Origin of the sequence: Mesorhizobium vachelliae (assembly GCF_033977325.1) — a bacterium.
GTDB classification, from domain to species: Bacteria; Pseudomonadota; Alphaproteobacteria; order Rhizobiales; family Rhizobiaceae; genus Mesorhizobium; species Mesorhizobium vachelliae.
The window spans coordinates 465,423-489,907 of the sequence record NZ_JAVIIR010000003.1; the positions used below are offsets into that span (position 1 = coordinate 465,423).

The 24,485-nt window shown below is 65.4% G+C and carries 24 protein-coding genes and 1 tRNA gene; 19 read left to right on the top strand and 6 right to left on the bottom strand.

Annotation, left to right across the window (positions count from 1 at the left end; genetic code table 11):
- Positions 1 to 92 precede the first annotated feature (92 nt).
- Positions 93 to 182: transfer RNA gene (locus RFM41_RS09150), tRNA-Ser, on the bottom strand.
- Positions 183 to 510: 328 nt separating this feature from the next.
- Between RFM41_RS09150 and RFM41_RS09155 the strand changes: the two genes are divergently transcribed.
- The 3 genes from RFM41_RS09155 to RFM41_RS09165 all read left to right on the top strand — a co-directional run bounded on the left by RFM41_RS09155 (position 511) and on the right by RFM41_RS09165 (position 2,293).
- Positions 511 to 1,212, top strand: coding sequence for a 50S ribosomal protein L21 (locus RFM41_RS09155; RefSeq protein WP_320247284.1), 702 nt, complete (start codon positions 511 to 513; stop codon positions 1,210 to 1,212).
- A 100-nt stretch (positions 1,213 to 1,312) separates the two neighbouring features.
- The gene (gene rpmA, locus RFM41_RS09160) at positions 1,313 to 1,582 is read left to right on the top strand and encodes a 50S ribosomal protein L27 (protein WP_095767205.1); all 270 of its coding nucleotides are present in this window, start codon (positions 1,313 to 1,315) and stop codon (positions 1,580 to 1,582) included.
- Between the two features lie 123 nt (positions 1,583 to 1,705).
- Positions 1,706 to 2,293: a GNAT family N-acetyltransferase gene (locus RFM41_RS09165; protein ID WP_320247279.1), complete on the top strand. Its 588-nt coding sequence runs from the start codon at positions 1,706 to 1,708 to the stop codon at positions 2,291 to 2,293.
- Between the two features lie 183 nt (positions 2,294 to 2,476).
- Here the strand turns inward: RFM41_RS09165 and RFM41_RS09170 are convergent, their stop codons facing one another.
- Positions 2,477 to 3,340, bottom strand: coding sequence for an endonuclease/exonuclease/phosphatase family protein (locus RFM41_RS09170; protein WP_320247278.1), 864 nt, complete (start codon positions 3,338 to 3,340; stop codon positions 2,477 to 2,479).
- Between the two features lie 295 nt (positions 3,341 to 3,635).
- Between RFM41_RS09170 and obgE the strand changes: the two genes are divergently transcribed.
- The 5 genes from obgE to RFM41_RS09195 all read left to right on the top strand — a co-directional run bounded on the left by obgE (position 3,636) and on the right by RFM41_RS09195 (position 9,311).
- Entirely contained in the window at positions 3,636 to 4,664 is a 1,029-nt protein-coding gene (obgE, locus tag RFM41_RS09175) for a GTPase ObgE (RefSeq protein ID WP_320247276.1), read from the top strand.
- A gap of 5 nt (positions 4,665 to 4,669) precedes the next feature.
- The gene (gene proB / locus RFM41_RS09180) at positions 4,670 to 5,803 is read left to right on the top strand and encodes a glutamate 5-kinase (RefSeq protein ID WP_320247274.1); all 1,134 of its coding nucleotides are present in this window, start codon (positions 4,670 to 4,672) and stop codon (positions 5,801 to 5,803) included.
- Positions 5,804 to 5,806: 3 nt separating this feature from the next.
- Positions 5,807 to 7,093: a glutamate-5-semialdehyde dehydrogenase gene (locus RFM41_RS09185; protein ID WP_320247271.1), complete on the top strand. Its 1,287-nt coding sequence runs from the start codon at positions 5,807 to 5,809 to the stop codon at positions 7,091 to 7,093.
- A 249-nt stretch (positions 7,094 to 7,342) separates the two neighbouring features.
- Complete coding sequence (locus RFM41_RS09190) at positions 7,343 to 7,930, top strand: nicotinate-nucleotide adenylyltransferase (protein WP_320248069.1); 588 nt, start codon at positions 7,343 to 7,345, stop codon at positions 7,928 to 7,930.
- 94 nt (positions 7,931 to 8,024) lie between these two features.
- A complete protein-coding gene (locus RFM41_RS09195) occupies positions 8,025 to 9,311 on the top strand; it encodes an MFS transporter (RefSeq protein ID WP_320247268.1) in 1,287 nt (428 codons plus the stop codon).
- A 20-nt stretch (positions 9,312 to 9,331) separates the two neighbouring features.
- Here the strand turns inward: RFM41_RS09195 and RFM41_RS09200 are convergent, their stop codons facing one another.
- Positions 9,332 to 10,183 carry a mechanosensitive ion channel family protein gene (locus tag RFM41_RS09200; protein ID WP_320247266.1) on the bottom strand — a complete coding sequence of 284 codons (852 nt, stop codon included), beginning with the start codon at positions 10,181 to 10,183 and terminating at the stop codon, positions 9,332 to 9,334.
- A gap of 244 nt (positions 10,184 to 10,427) precedes the next feature.
- Here RFM41_RS09200 and rsfS point away from each other — a divergent pair, with 244 nt between their 5' ends.
- The 10 genes from rsfS to RFM41_RS09250 all read left to right on the top strand — a co-directional run bounded on the left by rsfS (position 10,428) and on the right by RFM41_RS09250 (position 19,880).
- Positions 10,428 to 10,805 carry a ribosome silencing factor gene (rsfS, locus tag RFM41_RS09205; RefSeq protein WP_320247264.1) on the top strand — a complete coding sequence of 126 codons (378 nt, stop codon included), beginning with the start codon at positions 10,428 to 10,430 and terminating at the stop codon, positions 10,803 to 10,805.
- A gap of 62 nt (positions 10,806 to 10,867) precedes the next feature.
- A complete protein-coding gene (rlmH, locus tag RFM41_RS09210) occupies positions 10,868 to 11,350 on the top strand; it encodes a 23S rRNA (pseudouridine(1915)-N(3))-methyltransferase RlmH (RefSeq protein WP_320247263.1) in 483 nt (160 codons plus the stop codon).
- Positions 11,351 to 11,547: 197 nt separating this feature from the next.
- Positions 11,548 to 12,882: a murein hydrolase activator EnvC family protein gene (locus tag RFM41_RS09215; protein WP_320247262.1), complete on the top strand. Its 1,335-nt coding sequence runs from the start codon at positions 11,548 to 11,550 to the stop codon at positions 12,880 to 12,882.
- A gap of 1 nt (position 12,883) precedes the next feature.
- Positions 12,884 to 14,215, top strand: a complete 1,332-nt coding sequence (locus RFM41_RS09220; protein WP_320247260.1) for a S41 family peptidase — start codon at positions 12,884 to 12,886, stop codon at positions 14,213 to 14,215.
- A 185-nt stretch (positions 14,216 to 14,400) separates the two neighbouring features.
- On the top strand, positions 14,401 to 15,594 hold the full coding sequence (locus tag RFM41_RS09225) for a divergent polysaccharide deacetylase family protein (protein WP_320247259.1): 1,194 nt from the start codon (positions 14,401 to 14,403) through the stop codon (positions 15,592 to 15,594).
- Positions 15,595 to 15,644: 50 nt separating this feature from the next.
- The gene (locus tag RFM41_RS09230) at positions 15,645 to 16,160 is read left to right on the top strand and encodes an RNA pyrophosphohydrolase (protein ID WP_430691512.1); all 516 of its coding nucleotides are present in this window, start codon (positions 15,645 to 15,647) and stop codon (positions 16,158 to 16,160) included.
- Positions 16,161 to 16,224: 64 nt separating this feature from the next.
- The gene (gene alr / locus RFM41_RS09235) at positions 16,225 to 17,376 is read left to right on the top strand and encodes an alanine racemase (protein ID WP_320247258.1); all 1,152 of its coding nucleotides are present in this window, start codon (positions 16,225 to 16,227) and stop codon (positions 17,374 to 17,376) included.
- A gap of 272 nt (positions 17,377 to 17,648) precedes the next feature.
- On the top strand, positions 17,649 to 18,062 hold the full coding sequence (gene rnk / locus RFM41_RS09240) for a nucleoside diphosphate kinase regulator (RefSeq protein WP_320247256.1): 414 nt from the start codon (positions 17,649 to 17,651) through the stop codon (positions 18,060 to 18,062).
- Positions 18,059 to 18,595: a GreA/GreB family elongation factor gene (locus tag RFM41_RS09245; protein WP_320247255.1), complete on the top strand. Its 537-nt coding sequence runs from the start codon at positions 18,059 to 18,061 to the stop codon at positions 18,593 to 18,595. Before rnk ends, RFM41_RS09245 begins: the two co-directional genes overlap by 4 nt.
- Positions 18,534 to 19,880 (top strand): D-amino acid dehydrogenase, encoded by a 1,347-nt coding sequence (locus RFM41_RS09250; RefSeq protein ID WP_347344037.1) that lies wholly within the window; start codon positions 18,534 to 18,536, stop codon positions 19,878 to 19,880. The genes RFM41_RS09245 and RFM41_RS09250 overlap by 62 nt, the downstream gene beginning before the upstream one ends.
- Positions 19,881 to 20,109: 229 nt before the next feature.
- Here the strand turns inward: RFM41_RS09250 and RFM41_RS09255 are convergent, their stop codons facing one another.
- Together RFM41_RS09255 and RFM41_RS09260 are read right to left on the bottom strand one after the other, a co-directional pair.
- Positions 20,110 to 22,269: a phospholipase D-like domain-containing protein gene (locus RFM41_RS09255; protein WP_320247250.1), complete on the bottom strand. Its 2,160-nt coding sequence runs from the start codon at positions 22,267 to 22,269 to the stop codon at positions 20,110 to 20,112.
- Positions 22,266 to 22,706 (bottom strand): phospholipase A2 family protein, encoded by a 441-nt coding sequence (locus RFM41_RS09260; RefSeq protein ID WP_320247248.1) that lies wholly within the window; start codon positions 22,704 to 22,706, stop codon positions 22,266 to 22,268. Before RFM41_RS09260 ends, RFM41_RS09255 begins: the two co-directional genes overlap by 4 nt.
- 150 nt (positions 22,707 to 22,856) lie before the next feature.
- Here RFM41_RS09260 and RFM41_RS09265 point away from each other — a divergent pair, with 150 nt between their 5' ends.
- The gene (locus RFM41_RS09265) at positions 22,857 to 23,426 is read left to right on the top strand and encodes a hypothetical protein (RefSeq protein WP_320247247.1); all 570 of its coding nucleotides are present in this window, start codon (positions 22,857 to 22,859) and stop codon (positions 23,424 to 23,426) included.
- Positions 23,427 to 23,523: 97 nt separating this feature from the next.
- On the opposite strand, the gene RFM41_RS09270 is transcribed toward RFM41_RS09265, so the two are convergent.
- Positions 23,524 to 24,405, bottom strand: a complete 882-nt coding sequence (locus RFM41_RS09270; protein WP_320247245.1) for a LysR family transcriptional regulator — start codon at positions 24,403 to 24,405, stop codon at positions 23,524 to 23,526.
- Between the last annotated feature and the right edge of the window lie 80 nt (positions 24,406 to 24,485).

Here is a 24,485-nt window from a genome sequence, read left to right on the forward strand (position 1 = left end):
GTACCGGCCCTCCTTCGCTAAAGCTTCGGAGGGCATCCTGCTTCGCGCGAAAGATTAGGCTGGTCCTGCGAAGCTCGGAGAGCGAAGCAGAATGGCGGAGAGGGAGGGATTCGAACCCCCGATACCCTTGCGAGTATGCCGCATTTCGAGTGCGGTGCATTCGACCACTCTGCCACCTCTCCGCGAGGTCATGGTCGGCCGTTGCCGGCGCGGCGCACTAGATAACGGCTGACCGCTCCGGTTACAAGGGCTTATTCGAGCGATTTCCGGCTTCCGCGAAAAGCGACGGCAAAGGGGCCGACCGATATTTGCCGGCAACGCCGCCCGGCGCATCGCGATGGGCGACCCGCTTGCCTTGACTCCGGCGCAACCTTCGGTTAGGGACAGCCCGCATTCGGCGTGGAGGCTCTTCCGCGCCGCTTGTTTTTTGAACCCGCAGACTGACAAAAAGACGGCCGAACCGCCTCTGGCGGCTCATCAAGGCCGACCGAACAGCGAAAGGCTAAAAAAATGTTCGCAGTCATCAAAACGGGCGGCAAGCAGTATCGCGTCGCCGCCAACGATCTCCTGAAGATCGAGAAGCTCGAAGCCAAGGTCGGCGATATCGTCGAGATCGGCAATGTGCTCGCGCATGGCGAGGGCGAGAATGTCACCTTCGGCGCGCCGTTCGTCGATGGCGCCATGGTCACGGCGGAAGTCGTCGAGCAAGGCAAGAACCGCACCGTCATCGCTTTCAAGAAGCGCCGCCGCCAGAATTCGCGCCGCAAGATCGGCCACCGCCAGCTTCTGACCACCGTCCGGATCGCCGAGATCCTGCTCGGTGGCGCCAAGCCGTCGAAGAAGGCCGCCGCGAAGCCGGAAGCCAAGGCAGAGGCCAAGGCTGAAGTCGCCGCCGAGGCGAAGGCCGAGGCCGCGCCGAAGGAGCCCAAGGCCAAGAAGGAAGCTGCCCCGAAGGCGGAAGCCGCTTCGGGCGAAGAGGCCAAGGCCGCGCCGCTGTTCAAGGCGCCGAAGGGCGAGCCGGACGACCTGACCGTGATCAAGGGCATCGGCCCGGTCGCGGCGAAGGACCTCGCCGAGCAGGGCATCGTCACCTTCGCGCAGCTTGCCAAGCTCACCGACAAGGATGTCGCCAAGATCGACGAGCACATGCCGTTCAGCGCCGACCAGATCAAGGATTGGCGCGAGCAGGCCAAGGAACTGGCGAAGAAGTAATTTTTCCGGCGACGATCGTCGCCGGTACGGGACTTGAAACGGAACGCGAACGCGTTCATAAGACCATTCAAGCGCCTCAGGGCGCATCGGAGTTAGTCAAATGGCACACAAGAAAGCTGGCGGTTCGTCGCGCAACGGGCGCGATTCGCACTCCAAGCGTCTGGGCGTGAAGAAGTTCGGCGGCGAAGCCGTCATCGCCGGCAACATCATCATCCGCCAGCGCGGCACGCAATGGCATCCGGGCACCAATGTTGGCATGGGCACGGACCACACCCTTTTTGCGCTCGAAGCCGGCGCAGTCACCTTCAACAAGAAAGCCAACGGCCGAACCTACGTATCGGTGAACCCGATTACCAAAGCAGCGGAGTAGCCGGTTCCGCACCATAACACCGGCGCCCATCTCGGGAACCGGTGTCTGGCCAGGCCAGGAAAAGGATCAGGAGAGATGGGCTTGCCCTCTCTCCTTTTTCATTTCTTGCCCTGGAGGACTAAAATGGTTGCCGAAGCGGAAGATACCGAAGACGAAAGTTACGCGATCGATTGCCCGGTGCTGGCCACCGAGCGCTTGGTCATGCGCGCCCCGCGCGAGAGCGATCTCGAGCAACTCGTCACGCTTGCCGACAACCGACATGTCGCCGAAATGCTGGCCCGCATGCCGCATCCCTATGGCGAAGCCGAAGGCCGCACCTTCCTTGCCATGGCGGCGTCGCGGCGCGCCGGCATCGTCTATGCCCTGACGCTCAAGGACACCGGCACCTTCGTCGGCTGCGCCGGCTTGAACACCACCGATCGCGGCCTGGAGCTGGGCTATTGGATCGGCGAGCCCTATTGGAAGCGCGGCTATGCCACCGAGGCCGCGCATGCGCTCGTCGACCTCGCCTTCCAGCGGACCTCGATCCAGGTGCTGCATGCCTCGACCAGGGTGATCAATCCGGCCTCTCGGCGGGTCATCCACAAATGCGGCTTCCAGTATGCCGGCCAGGGCATGCTGAACTCGATCGTCGCGGGCCAGGTGCCGGTCGAGCGTTATCGGCTGGATCGCAAGACGTGGACCAGTCTCAGGAACTGGGTGCACTTTTGATAGGTGCTTTGGAAGGTTGAGCGGCGCGCCCTCACCCGTATTGCCAACCGAATTGCGAAGGGCAATTCGGGGCAATCCGACCTCTCCCCAAGGGGAGAGGAGCAGGTGAGCGCCGGCGTCAACCTCTTCTCCCCTCGGGGAGAAGGTGGCCGCGCAGCGGCCGGATGAGGGGGAGTCAGGAGTTCAACCGAGTTCCGCCCAGAGCGGCAGGTGGTCGGAGCCGACGGCCTCACGGTCGGACCACAGGCGCTGCAGCGATTTGGCCAGCGAGGCGCTGGTGAAGATGTAGTCGATGCATTTGTGGCGGCTTTCGTCGCCGGGGCGGTCGGGGTCGACCCAGGTGATGAGGTCGGCGACGGCAAGGCGCTGGGCGACGTCGACGGCGAGATCGGCGGTCAGCGGCATGCCAAACTCATGGTCCGGGCGGCCGGCGAGCTCGACATATTCGGGGGAGCCCGGCAGCATGTTGAAGTCGCCCATGACGATGAAGGCTTCCGGATAGGGCAGGTCCGGCAGGCCGATCTCGGGAATGCCCGACAGGCCGCCGCCTTCCAGCGCGTAGTTGAGCAGACGCTGGCGCAGGAAGCGGATCTGGCTCTGGCGCTCGACGGGGCTGCGGTGGTCGAGATGGGTGGAATAGAAGCGGATGAAGCCGAGCGGCGTTTCGATCAGCGCTTCGAGCGCGCCGCGCTGGAAGTTCATGGCCTCCAGGCTGCGGCTGCGCGGCAGAAGGAGATTGCGCGACAGATGAATGGGCGTCTTCGACAGCACCATGTTGCCGAGCTGGAAGGAGGTCGAGATGGCGCGGCCATTCTCCAGGCGCGAGCCGATATTGACCTCGAAATTGCTGCCATAGGCGGCAAAATAATCGGGCAGCGCCTCGCTGATCTCGGCCACCATGTCGCGGTCGCCGTTGCGCGGGTTGTTGCGGGTCACCTCCTGCAGCGCGATCACATCGGCGCCGCGCACGGCGTCGGCGATACGGCCAAGATCGTACTTGCCGTCGAGGCCGATGCCGTACTGGATGTTGTAGGTGACGAGTTTCATTCGAGCGTTTCCCCAACCCTGGCTCGTGAAGAGTGCTACTGCGTCCTTTGCCAAAGCGCATCCGGCGCTTTAGTCGCAAAACAGCCTCGCCCTAGGCCACGCCTTGGTTTAAGGCATGTTGATATTCAGGTGAGGCCGGCCTGCAAATGCCGGCTTCCTGCGCTTCCGGTGCTCACGTACTTAAGTACGCTCCGCTCCGGTTCTCGGATCCCGCCATTTTCGGCTCGGCCTGACCTGAATCTCAGCATGCCTTAGAGCAATCGATCAAGCCCATCAGCAGAAACTTGAAACTCCAATGAAATTCCTCGACCAAGCCAGGGTTTACATACGTTCCGGCGACGGCGGCGCCGGATCGATGTCGTTCCGTCGCGAGAAATTCATCGAGTTCGGCGGCCCGGATGGCGGCGATGGCGGCCGCGGCGGCGATGTCTGGGTGGAAGCGGTCGACGGGCTGAACACGCTGATCGACTATCGCTACCAGCAGCATTTCAAGGCCAAGACCGGCATGCACGGCATGGGCCGCAACATGACCGGCGCCAAGGGCGCCGACGTGACGCTGAAAGTGCCTGCCGGCACGCAGGTCTTTGCCGAAGACAATGAGACGCTGATCTGTGACCTGACCGTGGTCGGCCAGCGCTTCCTGCTCGCCAAGGGCGGCAATGGCGGTTTCGGCAACCAGCATTTCAAGACCTCGACCAACCAGGCGCCGCGGCGCGCCAATCCGGGACAGCCGGGCGAGGAGCTCAGCATCTGGCTCCGGCTCAAGCTGATCGCCGATGCCGGCCTGGTCGGCATGCCCAATGCCGGCAAGTCGACCTTCCTTGCCGCCGTCACCGCCGCCAAGCCGAAGATCGCCGACTATCCCTTCACCACGCTCTATCCCGGCCTCGGCGTCGCCCGCATCGACGGTCGCGAATTCGTGCTGGCCGACATTCCCGGCCTGATCGAGGGCGCGCATGAAGGCGTGGGCATCGGCGATCGCTTCCTCGGCCATGTCGAGCGCACGCGCGTGTTGCTCCATCTGGTCTCGGCGCAAGAGGAAAGCCCGGGCAAGGCTTACAAGACGGTGCGCGCCGAGCTCGAAGCCTACCGCCATGGTCTCGCGGAGAAAGCCGAGATCGTCGCGCTCAGCCAGGTCGATATCCTCGGCCCGGACGCCCGCAAGAAGAAGGTGGCTTCGCTGAAGCGCGCCGCCGGCCGCGCGCCGATGCTTGTCTCGGCCGTCACCGGCGAAGGCGTCGAGGCGGTGCTGCGCGCGCTGATGGCGGTGGTCGCCGAATCGCGCGACGCCGTTCCGGCTCCCGTCGACACGCGCTGGCGGTAAGACCCATGAAATCGCTGAAATCATACCGGCGCATCACTGTGAAGATCGGTTCGGCGCTGCTCGTCGACCGCTCGAGCGGCCTGAAGCGCGACTGGCTGACCTCTTTGGCCAACGACATCGCGGTGCTTGCCGATGCCGGCGCGGAGGTGCTCGTCGTCTCGTCGGGCGCCATTGCGCTCGGGCGCACCATTCTCGGCCTCGGCAAGCGCGCGCTGAAGCTCGAGGAGAGCCAGGCGGCGGCCGCCGTCGGCCAGATCGCGCTTGCAGGCGCCTGGTCGGACGCGCTCGGCAAGGACGGGCTGAAATCGGGCCAGATCCTGCTTACTCTCGGCGACACGGAGGAGCGCCGCCGCTACCTCAATGCGCGCGCGACGATATCCACCCTGCTCAAGATGAAGGCGGTGCCGGTCATCAACGAGAACGACACGGTGGCGACCTCGGAAATCCGCTATGGCGACAACGACCGGCTGGCGGCCCGCGTTGCAACCATGATGGGCGCGGACCTGCTGGTGCTGCTTTCCGATATCGATGGGCTCTACACAGCGCCTCCGGCCAAGGATCCGGGAGCAAAATTCATCCCCGTCGTCGACCGCATCACGCCCGATATCGAGGCGATGGCGGGCGCGGCCGCGTCCGAGCTGTCGCGCGGCGGCATGCGCACAAAGCTCGACGCCGGCAAGATCGCGAATGCCGCCGGCACCGCCATGATCATCACATCGGGCACCAGGCTTTCGCCGCTGATGGCGATCGAGCGCGGCGAGCGCGCGACCTTCTTCAAGCCGAGCGCTAATCCGGTGAAGGGTTACAAGACCTGGATCGCTGGCCAGCTCGAGCCGGCCGGCCGGCTCACCGTCGATGCCGGCGCCATCGGCGCGCTCAAATCCGGCAAGTCGCTGCTGCCGGCCGGGGTAAAACTGGTCAGCGGCAACTTCTCGCGCGGCGACACGGTGGCGATCCTGTCGCCCGAGGGCCGCGAGATCGCGCGCGGGCTGGTTGCCTATGATGCCGCCGATGCCGTAAGGATCGCGGGTCTGAAGACGGCCGAGATTGAAAACGTGCTCGGCTACGAGGCGCGTTCGGCGATGATCCATCGCGACGACCTTGTGGTAAGCCTTGCCGGCGACCAAGTGGAGGGATGATCCATGCTGAAGCTGCATGAAAAATCCGGCGAAGACACCGTGGCGCTGATGGCCGATATCGGCCGCCGCGCCCGTGCGGCAGCGCGACCGTTGGCCGTCGCTTCCACCAAAGCCAAGAACGATGCGCTTGTCGCCATGGCGGACGCCATCCTGCGCAACGAGCAGGCAATCCTCGACGCCAACGCCATCGACATGTCGAATGGCGAGGAGGCCGGTTTGTCGGGCTCCTTCATAGACCGGTTGAAGCTTACACCATCGCGCATCAAGGCGATGGCCGACGGCATTCGCGAGATCGCCGCGCTCAAGGACCCGGTCGGCGACGTCATCGCCGAATGGGATCGGCCGAACGGGCTGCATATCGAGCGGGTGCGAACGCCGCTCGGCGTCATCGGCGTCATCTATGAAAGCCGCCCCAATGTGACGGCGGATGCCGGCGCGCTTTGCCTCAAGGCCGGCAATCCGGTGATCCTGCGGGGCGGGTCCGACTCGCTCAATTCGTCGGCCGCCATCCACGCCTGCATGGTCGAGGGTCTGAAGGCCGCCGGACTGCCTGAGGATGCCATCCAGCTGGTGCCGACGACCGACCGCGCCGCGGTCGGCGAGATGCTGAAAGGCCTTGGCGGCAACCTCGACGTCATCATCCCGCGCGGCGGCAAGAGCCTGGTCGGGCGCGTGCAGACCGAGGCGCGGGTGCCGGTCTTCGCGCATCTCGAAGGCATCTGCCATCTCTATATCGACCGCTCGGCCGATCTCGACATGGCGGTGAGGATCGCGGTCAATGCCAAGATGCGGCGCACCGGGGTCTGCGGCGCGGCCGAGACGCTGCTGGTCGACCGCGCGGTGGCCGCCTCACATCTGGTGCCGATCTTGGAAGCACTACGCGCCGCCGGCTGCGAGATCCATGCCGATGCCGAGGTGATGAAAGCCTTCGCCGATGCCAGCCCGGCGACCGATGCCGACTGGGTGACGGAATATCTCGACGCCATCATCGCGGTGAAGCTGGTCGACGATATCGCGGGTGCGATCGAGCATATCGAGACCTTCTCGTCGCACCACACCGAGGCAATCATCGCCGAGGACGCGGCTGCGGTCGAAAAATTCTTCAACGAGATCGACTCGGCGATCCTTCTGCACAACGCCTCGACGCAGTTCGCCGATGGCGGCGAGTTCGGCATGGGCGCCGAGATCGGCATCGCTACCGGCAAGATGCATGCGCGCGGGCCGGTCGGGGTCGAGCAGCTCACTTCGTTCAAATACCGCGTGCGCGGATCGGGGCAGGTGAGGCCTTGATGTCGCTTGCCTTAAGAGACTGAAGCTTGCGCCCAGGCTCCCCCCTCTGGCCTGCCGGCCATCTCCCCCTCAAGAGGGGAGATTGGCAGCTTTGGCGTCGCCGCTCGGCTTGCGACGCCGGCGATTGGCGAAAGCATGGGCGACAACTGATCTCCCCCCTTGAGGGAGAGATGCCCGGCAGGGCAGAGGGGGGCGCCTAGCACCATGCTTTCCCAACCTGAACAGCCTGTCCCGGCCCGCTACTTTCGCATGCCGCACGCCGCCAGGGGCCTGACCGTCGGCCTGTTCGGTGGTTCGTTCAACCCGCCGCATGCCGGTCATGCGCTGGTTGCCGAGATCGCGCTGAGACGGCTGGCGCTCGACCAGCTGTGGTGGATGGTGACGCCCGGCAATCCGCTGAAAAGCGCGCGGGAACAGGCGCCGCTCGCCGAGCGCATCGAGCTTTCGGAAAAGATCGCGAGGAATCCCAGGATCAAGGTCACCGCCTTCGAGGCGGCGCAGCATGTGCGCTACACCGCCGACACGCTGGCGCTGGTCAAGGCGCGCAATCCGGGCGTCGATTTCGTCTGGATCATGGGCGCGGACAGCTTGCGCGACTTCCACCGCTGGCAGCGCTGGCGCGAGATCGTGCTCACCTTCCCGATCGCGGTCATCGACCGTCCGGGCGCCACGCTCTCCTTCCTGTCGTCCGTGGTCGCCAAGACCTTCGACTATGCCCGCATCGACGAAGGGGACGCACCGCTGCTTGCCCGCATGCAGGCGCCGGCCTGGACCTTTATCCACGGCCCGCGCTCGTCGTTGTCCTCGACAGCGATCCGCAAGGCGGCGAAGGGGTAGAGCTTCTTCCTTCTCCCACAAGGGGGAAGGGAAGTCCGGCCATGTCGCTTTTACGGCTGCTTTTCGCCCTCCGGTAAGCCAAGCTGGAGCCAGCATGCTGGAGAAAACCCTTACCGCGACTGATCCTGGCCGCGCTGCGCAATCGGCGCCGCTGATCGCCATTGCCAGCGTCATCGTGTCGATGGCGCTGATCGCGATCGGCAATGGGCTGATGTTCGCCTATATCCCGGTGCGTCTCGGCGCCGACGGGTTCGATCCGACCTGGGCCGGGCTGATCGTCACCGGGCTGTCGGCCGGCGGGCTTGCCGGCTGCATCCTGACCGGGCCGCTGGTCAAACGCGTCGGGCATGCCCGCGCCTTCATGGTGCTCTCGGCGCTGATCGCGCTGTCCAACGCCGCGATCGGCGCCGGGCCGATCCCGCTTTTGTGGATCGCCGCGCGGGCGCTTTACGGCTTCGCGATCTGCGGGCTGTTCATCGTCGCGCAGAGTTGGCTGAACGACGCCTTGCCGAATTCGATCCGCGGCCGGGTGATGGCGGTGTTCTACGTCGCCTATATAGCCGGGCTGGGCGTCGGCTATGCCACGCTCGCCGCGGTCGACATCCATACGGCCGCCGCCTCGCTGATCGGCATCACCTTCACGGCGCTTTCCATCCTGCCGGTCGGCATGACCAGGCTTGCCCAGCCGCCGGCGCCGCAGGCCGCATCGGTGGCGCTGCGCCGCGCCTGGCGCATCTCGCCGGTCGGCGTCGCCGGCATGCTCGCCGTCGGCGGCCTGTCGATGATCGTATCCGGCTTCGCGCCGATCCACGCCACCGCCAAGGGCTACAGCCAGGCCGATGTGGCGCTGCTTTTATCGGCGATGCCGGTCGGCACGCTCATCCTGCAGATCCCGCTCGGCTGGATTTCGGACCGCACCGACCGGCGCTATGTGCTGGCGGGCGCGGCGGCGCTCGCGACCGTCGCCAGCGTTTTAGCCATCGCCTTCGACGGCGGCGCGCTGATGGTGCTGGTGGTGATCTATCTCGTCTGGGACGGCGCGTCGGAATCGATCTACGCGCTCTCCAGCGCGCATGCAGCCGACCGCGCCGCCAAGGACGAGCTTCTGGCGCTGTCCAGCTCGATGCTGTTTGCCTGGTCGCTGGCCGGCTTCATCGTGCCGGGCCTCGTCACGGCGCTTTCCGCCGTCTTCGGCACCGCGACCTTCATCTATGTCGGCATCGTCATCGCATCGGCCTTCTGCCTTTTCGTGCTGTGGCGCGTGATGGCGGGCCGGCCGACACCCGCGCCCACAAGCGGCAGTTTCGCGCCGATGTCGGCGCAGACACCCTTGCCGGTGGAGCTTGCCTTCGCGCCGGACGAGGCGGCAACGAAGCACTGAGCGGGGAAGCGCTGGTCGGGCTACTGCTTGCGTGCCTCCGGCGCCGGCACTTCCGGCGGCGGCAGCGGGATCGAGATGCCTTCGCTGTCGAAAGCCTGCTTGGCGCGCTTGGTCATGTCGATCTGGGTCGAGAAATAGTCGGCGGCCGACGTCCAGTAGCGCAAGGTGAGCGAAACGGTGGCGTCGCCGAGACTGGCCACGAAGGCGATCGGTGCTGGTTCGCGGCGGATGCGATTTTCGGCGCCGGCGATGGCAAGCAGCGTCTTTTGCGCGCGGTCGATATCGTTCCAAGAGCCGATGCTCAAGCTCACGTCGGTGCGGCGCACGCCGTTGCGGGTGAAATTGCGCACCGGCTGGTTCCACAATGTCGAATTGGGTGCCAGCACATAGACGCCGTCGGCGGAGCGCAGCTTGGTGGCGAAGAGGCCGATCTCCTCGATGGTGCCGGCAATCGAGCCGACCTCGACATATTCGCCGATGCGGAAGGGCCTGAGCGCGAGCAGCATGATGCCGGCAGCGATGTTCTGCAGCGTGCCCTGCAGCGCTAGACCGATGGCCAGGCCGACAGCGCCTATCGCCGCGATGATGGAGGCCGTCTGCACCCCGAACTGGCCAAGCACCATGATGACGACCAGGATCAAGATGGCGTAACGCACGATCTTGGCGAAGAAATTGCGCAAGGTCGCGTCGAAGCCGTGGATATGACTGAGGCCGGCACTGATCGAGCGTTCGGCCAGGCCGGCGACGAAGTAGCCGACAATCAGGATGATGACGGCGCCGATGGCCGAGAAGGAATAGGAAACGATCAAGGTGCTGAGCTGGGCGAGCCCGGCCTGGATGGTGATGAGGGCGCTTTGCGGGTCGGTGGGCATGACGGGGATCCCTTTGGTCGGTGCGCCGATAACCCATGCGCCCGGGATCGGTTCCCGCCTTTTGCAGTCCGGCGGAAGGCCTCCGGACCATCGCGCGACGATCACGCTTCGGGGCCGTCGTCTTGAAACTGCAATGGAACTCTGCCTATCTAAGTGGTGTCACCTGATTTGCATGGGTGATTTGGTTGTTCTTGTTGGGAAAGGAAACACACTGAGAACAGCACTGCGGAAGAAGGCTGACATCATGCCTTCGCCGGCCGGGATCAGCGTAAACGACGCCGTGTCCCCCGCCATCGCCACAGTCCTTGCCAGTCTGGAAGACTCCAAGGCCGAAAACATCGTCTCAATCGACATCCAGGGAAAATCGAGCCTCGGTGACTATATGGTCATCGCCTCGGGTCGATCGCACCGTCATGTCTCGGCTGTCGCCGATCATCTCCTCAAGGCGCTCAAGGATGCCGGCCTCGGCACCGCGCGCGTCGAAGGGCTGGCCAGCGCCGACTGGGTCCTGATCGATTCGGGCGACATCATCGTCCATGTCTTCCGCCCCGAAGTCCGCGAATTCTACAATCTCGAAAAGATGTGGCTGGCGCCGGACCTCGAGGAAGAGACCTTGCACTGAGCCTTGATCCGCCTGCCGTGAGCCGTCACGGTATGCGTTGAAGCAAGCTCGCCGGGGCGAGGATGAAGATCACAGTCCATGCCGTGGGCCGGATGAAGACCGGCCCCGAGAGAGAACTCGCCGACCGCTATTTCGAGCGCTTTGGCAAGAGTGGGCCTGCGGTCGGGCTGGAATTTGCCGGCATTGTCGAGGTTCCCGAGGGCCGCGGACAGAGCGCCGATGAGCGCCGCCACGAGGAAGCCCAGAAGCTGCAGGCCCAGTTGCAGGCCGGTACCGTTCTCATCCTGCTCGACGAACGCGGCAAGTCGCTTTCGTCGGAAGACCTGGCCGCCCGCGTCGGCCAGTTGCGCGACGGCGGCCGCAAGGCGCTGGTCGTCGCCATCGGCGGCGCCGACGGTCATGACAAATCCTTGCGCGAGCAGGCCGACCTGGTGCTGTCGTTCGGCGCGCTGACCTGGCCGCACCAGCTGGTGCGCGTGATGCTGGGCGAGCAGCTTTATCGGATCGCGACCATCCTGGCGGGGCACCCCTACCATCGTTCGTGAATGGCCCGGCGACCAAGAAGCTGGGGATTGCCTGCCCACGCCAGGATTTCTGCCTCAATCGCACGGCAACGGGGTATTTCTGTTTTACGCAATTCCGGACGGAAAACCGTTACGCACTTTTGCTGGAATTGCTCTGAGCGGCGCTTCCAACATGGTTGATGGTTCGTTAACGAAGCGGCGGATAGGTTAGAGGCCTGATGTTTGAAGGCTGGTACCCGATTACGCGCGCCTGGCGCAGCCGCTGCGGTTTGACCCTTGTCGCCGCCGTGGTCGCGCTCGGGCCGGTCCGGGCGGCGGAGAACGCGCTCGACGCCGCACCCGACCCGGATCAGAGCCGGGCCGAATACGAGCAGGTCTCAAAGGAGATCACGCTCTCGTCGGAGCGGCTGGCCAAGCTTGCCGCCGATATCGCCTCGGTGCGCAAGGACTATGCCTCGATCACCGCGGCGCTCATCCAGTCGGCGATGACGGAGCAGAAGCTCGGCCAGGACATCGAGGACATCGGCGCCAAGCTCGAAGGGTTGAAGGCCGAGCAAAATAAGCTGCGCGCCTCGCTGATGGCGCGGCGCGATGTGCTGGCCGAGGTGCTTGGAGCGCTGCAGCGCATGGGGCTCAATCCGCCGCCGGCGATCCTGGTCAAGCCCGAGGACGCGCTGTCGTCGGTGCGCAGCGCCATCCTACTCGGCGCGGTCGTGCCGGAACTGCGCCAGCAGACCGACCGGCTGATGGCCGATCTCAAGGAGCAGACAAAGGTGACGGCCTCGATCGAGGCCGAACGCGCGAGACTCACCAGTGCCGTCACCGACCAGACGGCGGAGAAGAAGCGGCTCACCATGCTGCTCGAGGCCAAGAAAAAGCTGCAGGCCGACACCCAGGCGGCGATCGCGGCCGAGCAGCAGCATTCGCAGCAACTGGCGGCGAAGGCGAGCAGCCTCAAGGATCTGATCGCCTCGCTGGAGGCCGACAAGGCGCGCAAGGCGCAGGACCAGGTCAAGGCGGGCGAGCGCAAATCGACCGACGCCGACACGACGGCCTCGACCACCGATCTCGCCGCGCTGCCGGTGCCGGAGGCCAACCGCCTCACGGGATCGGCGCCGTTCTCGGCCTTGCAAGGCCAGATCGCGCTGCCGGTGATCGGTAAGATAAAGTTGCGTTTCGGCGCCGATGACGGCAATGGCGCACCGATGCAGGGCGACATGGTTGCGACACAATCGGGGGCCATCGTCACCGCGCCGGCGGATGGAAACGTGCTTTATGCGGGGCCGTTTCGCTCCTATGGTCAACTCTTGATCCTCAATGCGGGCGACGGGTATCATGTCGTCCTGGCGGGGATGAGCAGAATCAGCGTCGCGACCGGACAGTCGGTGCTCGCAGGAGAGCCGATCGGCGCGATGGGAGAGGCCCGGGTGGCAAGCACCTCGGCCTCGCGAAATGGAAATGCGACGCCGGAACTCTATGTCGAGTTCCGCAAGGATGGAAAACCCGTCGATCCGGCCCCATGGTGGGCGGACCGATTCTCTGGAAGGACGTGAAATGATGCGGAAACTGTCGCTTCTGTTTGCTGGCGCGCTGATGGGCGCATCGGCAATGAGCCTGGTCTACGGCGCACCGGGTTCGGCGGCGAACGCTGCGGGCTCTGAAACCTACAAGCAGCTGGCGATCTTCGGCGACATCTTCGAGCGCGTGCGCGCGAACTACGTGACGCCGCCGGACGACAAGTCGCTCGTCGAGAACGCCATCAACGGCATGCTCGCCTCGCTCGACCCGCATTCCTCCTACATGAATGCCGAGCAGGCGCAGGACATGCGCGTGCAGACCAAGGGCGAGTTCGGCGGCCTCGGCATCGAGGTCACCATGGAGAACGACCTCGTCAAGGTGATCACGCCGATCGACGACACGCCGGCCGCCAAGGCAGGCGTGCTTGCCGGCGACTACATCGCCAAGATCGACGGCGAGGAGGTTCGCGGCCTCACCCTCAACGACGCGGTCGAGAAGATGCGCGGGCCGGTCAACACGCCGATCAAGCTCACCATCCTGCGCCAGGGCGCCGACAAGCCGATCGAGCTGACGGTGGTGCGCGACATCATCAAGGTCAAGGCGGTGAAGTACCGGGTCGAGAACGACATCGGCTACATGAAGATCACCTCCTTCACCGAGAAGACCTATGACGATCTCGAGAACGCCATCGAGAACATCAAGAAGCAGGTGCCGAACGACAAGCTGAAGGGCTATGTGCTCGATCTGCGCCTCAATCCGGGCGGCCTGCTCGACCAGGCGGTCAGCGTGTCGGATGCCTTCCTCAAGCGCGGCGAGATCGTCTCGACGCGCGGCCGCGATCCGAAGGACGTCACCCGCTTCGACGCCAAGCCGAAGCAGGTCGACGACATCAACGGCAAGCCGATGATCGTGCTGGTCAATGGCGGTTCGGCGAGCGCCTCGGAAATCGTCGCGGGCGCGCTGCAGGACCTGCGCCGTGTCACGGTGGTGGGCACGCAGTCCTTCGGCAAGGGCTCGGTGCAGACCATCATCCCGCTTGGCGAGAATGGCGCGCTCAGGCTGACGACGGCGCTCTATTACACGCCGTCGGGCAAGTCGATCCAGGGCAAGGGCATCACGCCCGACATCAAGGTCGACCAGCCGCTGCCGCCGGATTTGCAGGGCCGCGACCTGACCCGGGGCGAATCCGATCTCAAGGGCCACATCAAGGGCGCCGACGAGAGTTCCACCGGTTCGGGCTCGGCCGCCTATGTGCCGCCGGATCCGAAGGACGACCTGCAGCTGATCTATGCCGAGAAGCTGCTGCGCGGCGAAAAGACCGATCCGGCCTTCCCGCCGAACCCGGACAAGGCCGTGCTGAACCAGTAATGCAGTCCGGCTCTGGCCGGCTGAGCGAAGCAATGCAATGCTGCCGGAGCCGTGAGGTTCCGGCAGTTTGATTCGGGGGCCGCGGTTGGGCGCCACGGGTGTGGGGTATCGCGCCAGCGATTGCGAAGTTCACGCGAGATGTCACGAAAAACGTGACTCTGGCGTGCTTCCGGGGAAAGCACGACTTGGCTGAGATCGGCAAGGATATCGAACGCCCGCTCGGACAGACGCTCCGGCCCCAGCGCAAGGCTTCGCGCGGTATCGCCGGCGGAACGCTTGCCGCGATCGTCGTCGTTATCGCCGTGATCGGTGTTTCCGGCGCGATTGCGCTGCGTGAGAAACCGTTCCGCAAGCCGGAACAGATTGCCGTTTCGACACCGAAGGTGGCCGCACCTGCTCCGGCGGTGCCTGCGCCTGCGCCCGCGCCGGCTCCGATCGCCGCGGCGACGCCACAGGCCAGCACGCCGATGAAGGGCGGCGGGCCGCAGATCATCCACGTCCAGACCGAGGAGGGCGATGGCCCGCCAAAGGCGGCGATCGTCATCCGCGATCCCTCGACGCTGGGCCAAAATCTGAAGGTCGCCCATATCCCGGACAGGGCGCTGATCGAGGCCAGCGACACCGGTCCGCTGCCGATCCGTTCCGCCGACGGCAGGCGGCCCTTCGACGTCTATGCGCGGCCGTGGTCGGGCGCGCGCGGGGCGCGGGTGGCGATCGTCATTGGTGGGCTCGCCGTGTCGCAGACCGGCACGCAGGCGGCGATCGCCAAGCTGCCGGCCGAAGTGACGCTGGCCTTCGCGCCGCAGGGCAACAGCATCGGCCGCTGGATGCAGGCGGCAAGGCAGAGCGGGCATGAGATCGTCATGCAGGTGCCGCTCGAACCGTTCGACTATCCAAACGTCAATCCCGGCCGCAACACGCTGACGGTCTCGGCCAGCCAGGGCGAGAACCTGAAGAGCCTGCGCTGGGCGCTGTCGCGCATGACAAACTACACCGGGGTCATGAACTATATGGGCGCCCGCTTTTCGGCCGATGCAAACGCGATGGAGCCGTTCATGGCAGAGCTCGGCAAGCGGGGGCTCGCCTATATCGACGACGGGTCTTCCGCGCGCAGTGTCGCGCCCGAGCTTGCCTTGAAGGACGGCGTGCCTTTCGTCGCCGGCGACATGGCGATCGATGCCGTGCAGGATCGCGGCGAAATCCTCAAGAAGCTGGACAGCCTGGAAGCGACGGCGCGGGCCAAGGGCAGCGCGGTCGGCATCGGTTCGGCTTTCGACGTCACCGTCGACACGGTGACGTCCTGGATCGCCGAGGCGAAAAAACGCGGCATCGAGGTCGTGCCGATCTCGGCGGTGGCGATCGATCCGCAAAAAGGCTAACGCTACCCCGCCTCGCCGCAATCAATCCCCAAAAACGGCTGGAAATCCTCATGGCCAAGAAGATCGATCCCGAAACGCTGCCCTATCGTCCCTGTGTCGGGCTGATGATCCTCAACAGGGCAGGCCTCGTCTGGGTCGGGCACCGTATCGCCGAGCCGGACAGCGAGTTCGCCGGCACGACGCAGCTTTGGCAGATGCCGCAGGGCGGCATCGACAAGGGCGAGGAGCCGATCGAGGCCGCCGGGCGCGAGCTCTACGAGGAAACCGGCATGCGCAGCGTGTCGCTGCTTGCCGAGGCGCCGCGCTGGATCAACTACGACCTGCCGCCGCATCTGGTCGGCGTCGCCTTCAAGGGCCGCTATCGCGGCCAGACGCAGAAATGGTTCGCCTACCGCTTCGAGGGCGATGAAAGCGAGATCGCGATCAACCCGCCGCCCGGCGGCCACACGGCCGAATTCGATGAATGGGCGTGGCGGCCGATGCGGGAGCTGCCCGAACTGATCGTGCCGTTCAAGCGCAAGGTCTACGAGCAGGTGGTGGCGGCGTTCGAGTATCTGGCCTATTAGCCTCCCGGTTGTCGCGGCGGCTCCATGGCCGTATTGATGGCCCATGCAACGAGCAGGGGTCGCCATGAACGACGACACCGGACGCGGGTTTCCGGCGCATGACGCAAACAGCGGTTCGACGGTCAGCGAGGCTGCCGCCGGCGCGATCCTGACGATCGATCTCGGCGCCATTCGCGAAAACTACCGCCGGCTGAAGGCGCGGCTGAACGGCGCCCGCTGCGCCGGCGTGCTCAAGGCCGACGGCTACGGGCTTGGCGCCGCCCAAGTGGCCCCGGCGCTGGCGAAAGAGGGCTGCGACATCTTCTTCGCCGCGCTGCTCGGCGAGGGCATCGCGCTGCGCAAGGCAATCGGCCCGGGGCCGGACATCTTCGTGCTGAACGGGCTGCCTCCGGGTTCTGAACCGGAAGCCCTCGCGGCCGGGCTTTACCCGGTCATCAACAGCCCCGTTCAGCTGAAGGCCTGGCGCGAGACCGCGCGGGGCGCAGGCCGGAACCTGCCGGCCGCCATCCAGGTCGACAGCGGCATGGCCAGGCTCGGCATGGCGCCGGAGGAAGTCGAGGCGATCGCGGGGGAGGCGGGTGCCTTCGACGGCATCGACATCCGCTTCGTGATGAGCCATCTCGCCCGCGCCGACGAGCCGCAACAGGCGGCGAACGAGAAGCAGCGGCTCGAATTCGAGCGGCTGCGCAAGATGTTGCCCGCGGCGCCCGCCTCCTTGGCCAACTCGTCCGGCATCTTTCTCGGACCGGCCTATCACTACGACCTCGCCCGGCCGGGGGCCGCGCTCTACGGCGTCAACCCGACGCCCGACGCGCCCAACCCGATGCTGCCGGTGATAAAGCTGCAGGCCAAAGTGACGCAGACGCGGCAGGTCGGCGTCGGCACCGGCATCGGCTATGGCCATACCCATCAGGCGGACGGGCCACTCAGGCTGGCAACCATTTCGCTGGGCTATGGCGATGGCTGGCACCGGCGTGCCGCTTCGGCCGCCTGGTTCGAGGGCGTGCGGCTGCCCTTCGTCGGGCGCGTGTCGATGGACTCCATCATTCTCGACATCTCGGCGCTTCCCGCCGGCCGGCTCAGCGAGGGCAATCTCGTCGAGCTCATCGGCCCGTCGCAAAGTGTCGACGACGCGGCCGGCCACGCCGGCACCATCGGCTATGAGATATTGACCAGCCTGGGTGCGCGCTTTCACCGCCGCTACATCGGCGGTTGAAACAGGCGCCTTGCTTGACAAGCCGGGGCTTCTCGGCAAGGTTCGGGGCATGAGCAACCTCGCTTACACCAAAACCTGCTTCAGGGTTTGCCCCATCGCGGGAGCGTAGCCCCGGCGTGGCCGCCAATGCCGGCGGCCGCGTGAACCGGGGCGTTTAATTCCAGACATTTTCACCGAGCCCGCGGCCCTTGTGGCCGGGCTTTGTTAGCCGCCTCCAACGTGGCGGCTTGTGCGCATTCGGGCAACCGATGCGCCAGCTCATGAGGTATGCCATGCCTATAGCAACGCAATCGCGTTCCCGAAACACCATCCTTGTCAGCACGGCGGACCACGACCGGCTGAGCGGCCTCGCCAGGGCCTTTCTCGACCGCGTCCCGGATATGGCCGAGGGTCTGCTTGCCGAGATGGATCGCGCCAGGATCGCCACCGACGCGGCAATGCCCGCCGACGTGGTGCGGATGGGCTCGACGGTGACGCTTCAGGACCCGGAGGGGAGCACTCAGACGGTGACGCTGGTCTATCCGTCGGAGGCCGACATCGCCGAAAGACGCATATCGGTGCTGACGCCGCTTGGAACCGCGCTGATCGGCTCGCGGGCCGGACGCACGGTCTCGTGGCGAAGCCGCGACAGCCGGGTTCTCTCGGCAACGATCGACGCCGTCGAACAAACGCGGAGGGCGCCATGACCAGGACCGTCTATCGCCTGACGGCCAAGGACTTCGCGGTGATCGAGGTAATGCTGATGCGCCGTCGCGCGTTTGCCGATCCGATCGCACCGATGCTCGAGCGCAAGCTCGCCGAAAGCCGCGTCATTGCGGCAGGGGCCGTGGAGCCCGACCTTGCCACGCTCAACAGCCGGGTTACTTTCCGCGCCGGCGGCGGTTCGTCGCAGACGCGCACGCTGGTGCAGGCCGAAGCATCCGCTCCTGTCGGCTCCAGCCTGCCGGTCGCCACGTGGCGCGGCCTCTGCCTGCTTGGCATGAAAGCGGGCCAATCGGCGCTAGCCGAACGGCCCGACGGCCCTGCCGAGGAGGTCTTTCTCGAGGACGTGGCCTATCAGCCGGAGGCCGCGCGGCGAGCGGCGCAGGAGCGTGCCGCCGAGCGATCTCGCCACGTCCTCAAGCTGGTCCACAGCGCGCCCGCCGCTGACTGGCCCCTTGGCGGGCGCGGCAAAATCCGGCAGACAGAGGGGGACGATCCGGGCCCTTCGGCGGCATGATCGGCCTTTGAGGGAGCATAGAATGAAAGTCATCGTGCTGGGCGGCGGCGTGATCGGGGTCACCACCGCCTACTTCCTCACCGAGGCCGGTCATGAAGTGACCGTCTATGATCGCCAGCCGGGGCCGGCGCTCGAAACCAGCTTCGCCAATGCCGGCGAGGTGTCGCCGGGCTATGCCTCGCCCTGGGCCGGGCCAGGCATCCCGGTCAAGGCCATCAAATGGCTGTTGATGAAACATGGCCCGCTGGTGGTGCGGCCGGCTTTCGACCCGAATATGTGGACCTGGCTTCTCAAGATGCTGCGCAACTGCACGGCCGAGCGCTACGCGCTCAACAAGTCGCGCATGGTGCCGCTTGCCGAATACAGCCGCGACACGCTGAAGGCGCTGCGCGAGGCGACCGGCATCACCTATGACGAACGGAGCAAAGGCACGCTGCAGCTCTTCCGCAAGCAGAAGCAGCTCGACGGCACCGGCGGCGACGTCGAGGTGCTGAAGAAATACGGGGTGCCTTACGAGATCCTCGACCGCGACGGCTGTGTCGCCGCCGAGCCGGCGCTTGCTGCGGTGCGCGACAAATTCGTCGGCGGCCTGAGGCTTCCGGGCGACGAGACCGGCGACTGCAAGATGTTCACCGACAAGCTTGCCGAACTGTGCGTGGCGCGCGGCGTGACCTTCGAATACGGCTCGACCATCCGGCGCATCGCCAGGAACCGCAACCGCCTCACCAATGTGCTCACCGACCAAGGGTGGAGATCCGCGGATGCCTTCGTGATGGCGATGGGCAGCTACTCGGCGCAATTCATGCGCTCGCTGGGGCGGCCGATTCCGGTCTATCCGGTGAAGGGCTATTCGATCACCGTGCCAATCACCAATGCCGAGGCAGCACCCGTGTCGACCGTCATGGACGAGACCTACAAGGTGGCGATCACCAGGCTCGGCGACCGGATCCGCGTCGGCGGCACGGCGGAGATTTCGGGCTATGACCTTCGCCTGCATGAATCGCGCCGCCGCACGCTCGAACATTCGGTCGGCGACCTCTTCCCCGGCGGCGGCGACCTCAAGGCGGCAAGCTTCTGGTGCGGCTTGCGGCCGATGACGCCGGACGGACCGCCCCTGGTCGGACTGAGCGAGGTCGCCAACCTCTACCTCAACACCGGCCATGGCACGCTCGGCTGGACCATGGCCTGCGGCTCGGCCAAGGTGCTGGCCGACATCATGTCGAACCGGGTGCCGGAGATCAACGCGCGCGATCTGAGTCCTGAGCGGTATCTGAAACCTGTCTAAGGTGCGCCGATATTCAGGTGATGCCGGCCTGCAAATGGCGGGTTCCTGCGCTTCCGGTGCTCACGTACGAAAAGTACGCTCTGCTCCGGCCTTCGCCGGCCGAAGCCCTCATAAATGTCTTCGCTCTGTGAAGGCTACGGCCGGCGTAGCCCGGTTCTCGGAACCCACCATTTTCGGCTCGGCCTGACCTGAATCTCGACACATCTCAATTCATGTCGAGCGGTGGCGTTCAGAACGCCTCCCTGACCCAGATGTCGCTGAACAGCCACCGGTAGGCCCAGCCGATCGTGACATTGGTGGCGACCGGGCGCGAATGGGCGAGGTAATCGTCATAGACCGGCTTCATGCGGCGGTAGAAGGCCGGATCGAGCACGACCATGCCGTTCTCCGAGTCATGGAAGAAGCTGCGGTTGTTGAGGTTGACCGAGGAGATAGCGACCAGGCGCTCGTCGATCATCATGATCTTGGAATGCAAGACGACATCCGGCGCCTTGAACTCGCGGATGTTGATGCGGTCGCCATATTTCTCGACGAACAGCTTGTTGAGCGCGGTGAGGAAGCGGCCGCCGATATCGCCCTTGAGGTCGATGCGGCCGACGACATCGATCTTCACGCCCCTGGCCAGCGCCCGGTCGAAAGCCCGGGCGATATCGGGCGTCAGGTTGAGATAGGGATTGACGATCTCGATGCGGTGCTCGGCGGTGTCGATCAGTTCGACGAAATAAGCCTCCAGCGCATGCCCGTCCTCGTACGGCATGGAAATGAAATGCCGCGCCACGCCCTGCGGGGCCGCGCCGGAACGAACCGGAATGGAAAACGGCCGCGACAAATTGGTGTCGGCGTCGCGCAGCCAGATGGTCGACAGATGCGCGGCCAGCGTCTCGACGGTCGCCTGGTCGGCGATCTCGATGTCGAAGTCGCTCCAGTTGGAATAGTAGTTCAGCGAGAAGCCGTCGGTCTTGCCGTATTGCTCCAGGTCCGGATAGCGGGTCAGGTCGACCGGTCTGTGGAACAGAAAACCGTCATGGATGTTGCGGCCGCCGATGATGGCGCGCGAGCGTCCGGGCTGCTCGGCCAGCGTCGCCAGCATCTTGATATGGTGAACCTTGTGCAGTTGTGAGATCTGCTCATCTAACGGCGCGCCATGGTCCGCCTGCCAGCGATATTCCTGCAACTGGACGTTGGGGAACTCCGCCGCCAGCCGGTGCAGCAGGGCGTCGTCCTTCTCCCGCTCCAGCACATCGGTCACCAGGATGCGCACCTTGGTGCCAAGTGCCGCGTGATGGCGGATCAGCCGCTCCATGATGCGGCCGGAGAAGTCCGCCTTGAACTCCAGCGACGACAGATAGATCAGCCTGAGCTTCGGGGCGCTGGAGAAATCGAGCGGCAGCTCGGGGTCGGCCTTGTCGAAGGCGCTGTCCGGCAGCGTCTTGCCGAGCAGGGCTTCCACCTTGGCGTTGAAGCCGTCGCGCGATTTGCGCAGCAGGGTCGGTGACCCGAGCGGCAGCGCGCAGGTCTGTGACAGCCAGCGGCCGGCATAGAAGGTGCGGTCGAGCTCCTCCATTCCCGCCGGATCGGGCACCGGGCAGCGGTCGTAGCGGCTGTCGAGCCTCGCGATCCACGGATCCGCGCTCTCCTCCCGCAGCAGGGTCAGCGGCGCGCCGGCCGGCGTCAGCGCCGAGGTGACACGAAGATCGCAGCGGCGGAGCGTCTCGTCGGGGAACAGGCTGACCGAGGTTTCTCCGGCCGACAGGCGCAAATGGAATGGCGAGGCCTTGGCGACCGTGGTGGATCTGCCCGAGGCGCGGATCGCGAGCGGGCCGTCGCAGGTGCCGCCGATGTCGACAGGCTGCTGGCCTGCCTGGCGCAGCACGATCTCGACCGAGCGCGCCTCGAGGCCGGAAAAGCTGAAGGTCTTGGGCGTCAAGGGCCGCGCGGCGGCATCGAGATAGAGCGTCTGCCGAGACATGCGCCAACGGCCGGTGAACCGGCCTTCGCCCGGCTTGCCTTGTGTCGGCACGAGCTCAGGCTCGTCAAGCGGTTTGGCCAACCGTTGCAGCGCCTGGTAGTCGGCGTGGAAGCCGCCGTTCTGGACATCGCGCCAGTCGCGGCCGAAGCGGCCGGTGCCGTTGGCGCGGTCGAGCGCATCGATGCGGCTCTGCGCGAGCAGCGCCTGGAACTGTTTCTCGTAGGCGCTGTTGCCGTCGCTTGCGAAATAGTGCCCGGCTATCTCGGCGCCGCTGCTGTCCGCCGAGACCGGCAGGCGGCCGCAGGCGCCGTCGCCGGGAAAGAAGGCGCAGGCCGAATGCCCGGGCATGCCGGCGCAACCGGCAAGCGCCGTCAGCGCCAGCCCGAACAAGGCCCTGGTGACGGCAGGCCAGACGCTCATCCGGTCGCCCCGTTCATGGCCTTGAGCTGGGCCGGGTCGCGCGGCGGCAGGAAGCCTTGCGGGAAGATCCTGCAGAGGGGAAAGGCGAAGGTGGCGATCAGGAACTCGGCCTCGCTGCGCATTTTGCGCGGCGCCGTCTTGTCGTCGCGGATCTTCCTCGCGGAAGCGACAAGCGCGCCGTCGCAATCGCAGTGATCGTGCCGGGCAATGTAGCAGGCGTCGTGGACCTGGCAGGCCGCGTCGAGGCGGTCGACCGGCCTTGCCGACAGATCGCCGGTGCGTGTGCCCGGGCCGCAATAATTGCCGATGACGAAAGGCGAGGGGCGCGACATGGCATAGCGGATCGGCTTCGGCAGCTCCGCTTCCGGAACCTTCGCCCAGGGATTGGCGCAGTCCGCCAGAAAAAGCAGCGGTAGAATGGCAAGAACGGCTCGCATTTCTCCGCCGCGTTCCGAAAGATTGTCCCCTCGCATCCTGTCATGGCATGGCAGGCGCGCTGCCGCCACACTGGCCGAATTTATGGCGGAGGCAAGGCGGCAATGACCAACTGCCCGTGATAAGATCGGCTGCAGCGAGGGGATTTTGGGATGCGTCTGTTTCTTCTGGCGACCGCCTATCTGGCCTGCGCCTCGGCGGCACTTGCCGCGGACAAGACCGTTCACGACAAGGAGCACGGCTTTTCGCTGACCTATCCCGAGGAATGGACGAGCGAAACCGCCTTTGACAATACCATTCGGCTCAAGCTCAAATCCGGCGAACGAGGACTCACCTGCCGCGTGTCGGAAAATGCCTACGATCCGACCGCTCCTGACAATCCGCCAGACGTCAGAGCATTCATGGAGGAAGATTGGCAGGTGAGCAACTGGCAGACCATGGTCGGTGTCGCCTATCAGTCGGCCGCCTTCCGTCAGGACAGGTTGGCGCATTTCCTGGACGGCTATCCGGTGCGCATAGCCGACATGGATTTCCACTATGCCGACGAAAATGTCAGCTTCTATGGCCATTCCCGCATCGCGCTGACGCTGCGCAAATCGCATTACGGCTTCGTCGATTGCGGGGTCGCGGGCGACAACTCCGAAGAGGTGGAGCGGAAATGGGCGCCGCTTGCGGATGAGGCCGGGAAAGTGGTGAGCTCTTTCGTGCTCGACGCGGATTAGAGCAATTCCAGGAAAAGTGTGAGCGGTTTTCCGTCCGGAATTGCGTCAAAACAAGGAGATAGAGCGGTTGGCCGTTTCCGTGAAACGGTAAAACGCTCTAAACAAAAAGGCCGCGCTCGCGTTCCACCGCCTTGGTGATGAAGTTGGCGACGAGCTGGACGCGGCGCATCGGCCTGACCGATTCATGATAGACCAGCCAGTAGGCGCGGCGGATGGGGGCGACGATGTCGACCGGCACCAGCTCCGGCATCGAACGGGCGACGAAAGTGTGCAGGATGCCGATGCCGGCGCCGGAGCGCACCGCCTCGGCCTGGCCGAGCGCCGAGGAGATGGCGAAGCTGGTGCGCCACTCGGGGCTGAACTCGGCGGCATAGTCGAGCGAGGGGCTGACGATTAGGTCCGGCACATAGCCGATCAGCGTGTGCCGGCCGAGCTCGGTCGGCGCTTTCGGCAGGCCGTTGGCTTCGGCATATGCGCGGGAGGCGAAGAGCCCCAGCGTATAGTCGACCAGCTTGCCCGCCACCAGCCGCCCTTCGGTCGGCCGCTCGACGGTGATTGCGATATCGGCCTCGCGGCGCGACAGGGAGAAGGAGCGCGGCACCGGTACCAACTGGATGGTGAGCTCACGGTGCAGCGCGGTCAGTTCGCCCAGCCGCTTTGCCAGGAAGGCAACGCCAAAGCCGTCCGGCGCGCCGATGCGCACGGTGCCCGAAACATCGTCGCCCTCGCCGGCAACGGTCGAGCGCGCGGCGATCATGTCGCCTTCCATGCGCTCGGCTATGTCGAGGAAGCGCTCGCCGGCCGGCGTCAGCTCGCTGCCGGTGGTCAGGCGACGGAAGAGCTTCGTCCTGAGCGCCTCCTCAAGCGCGGCGATGCGGCGCGAGACGGTGGCGTGGTTGAGCTCCAGGCGCTTGGCCGCGCCGAGGATCTGGCCGGCGCGCGCCACGGCGAGGAAGATGCGGACGTCATCCCAGTTCATGGGAGGTGTCCGTTCTGTGATTATCCAGGTCGCGTTCCTTCGCGCCCCCCTCTGTCCTGCCGGACATCTCCCCCTCTAGG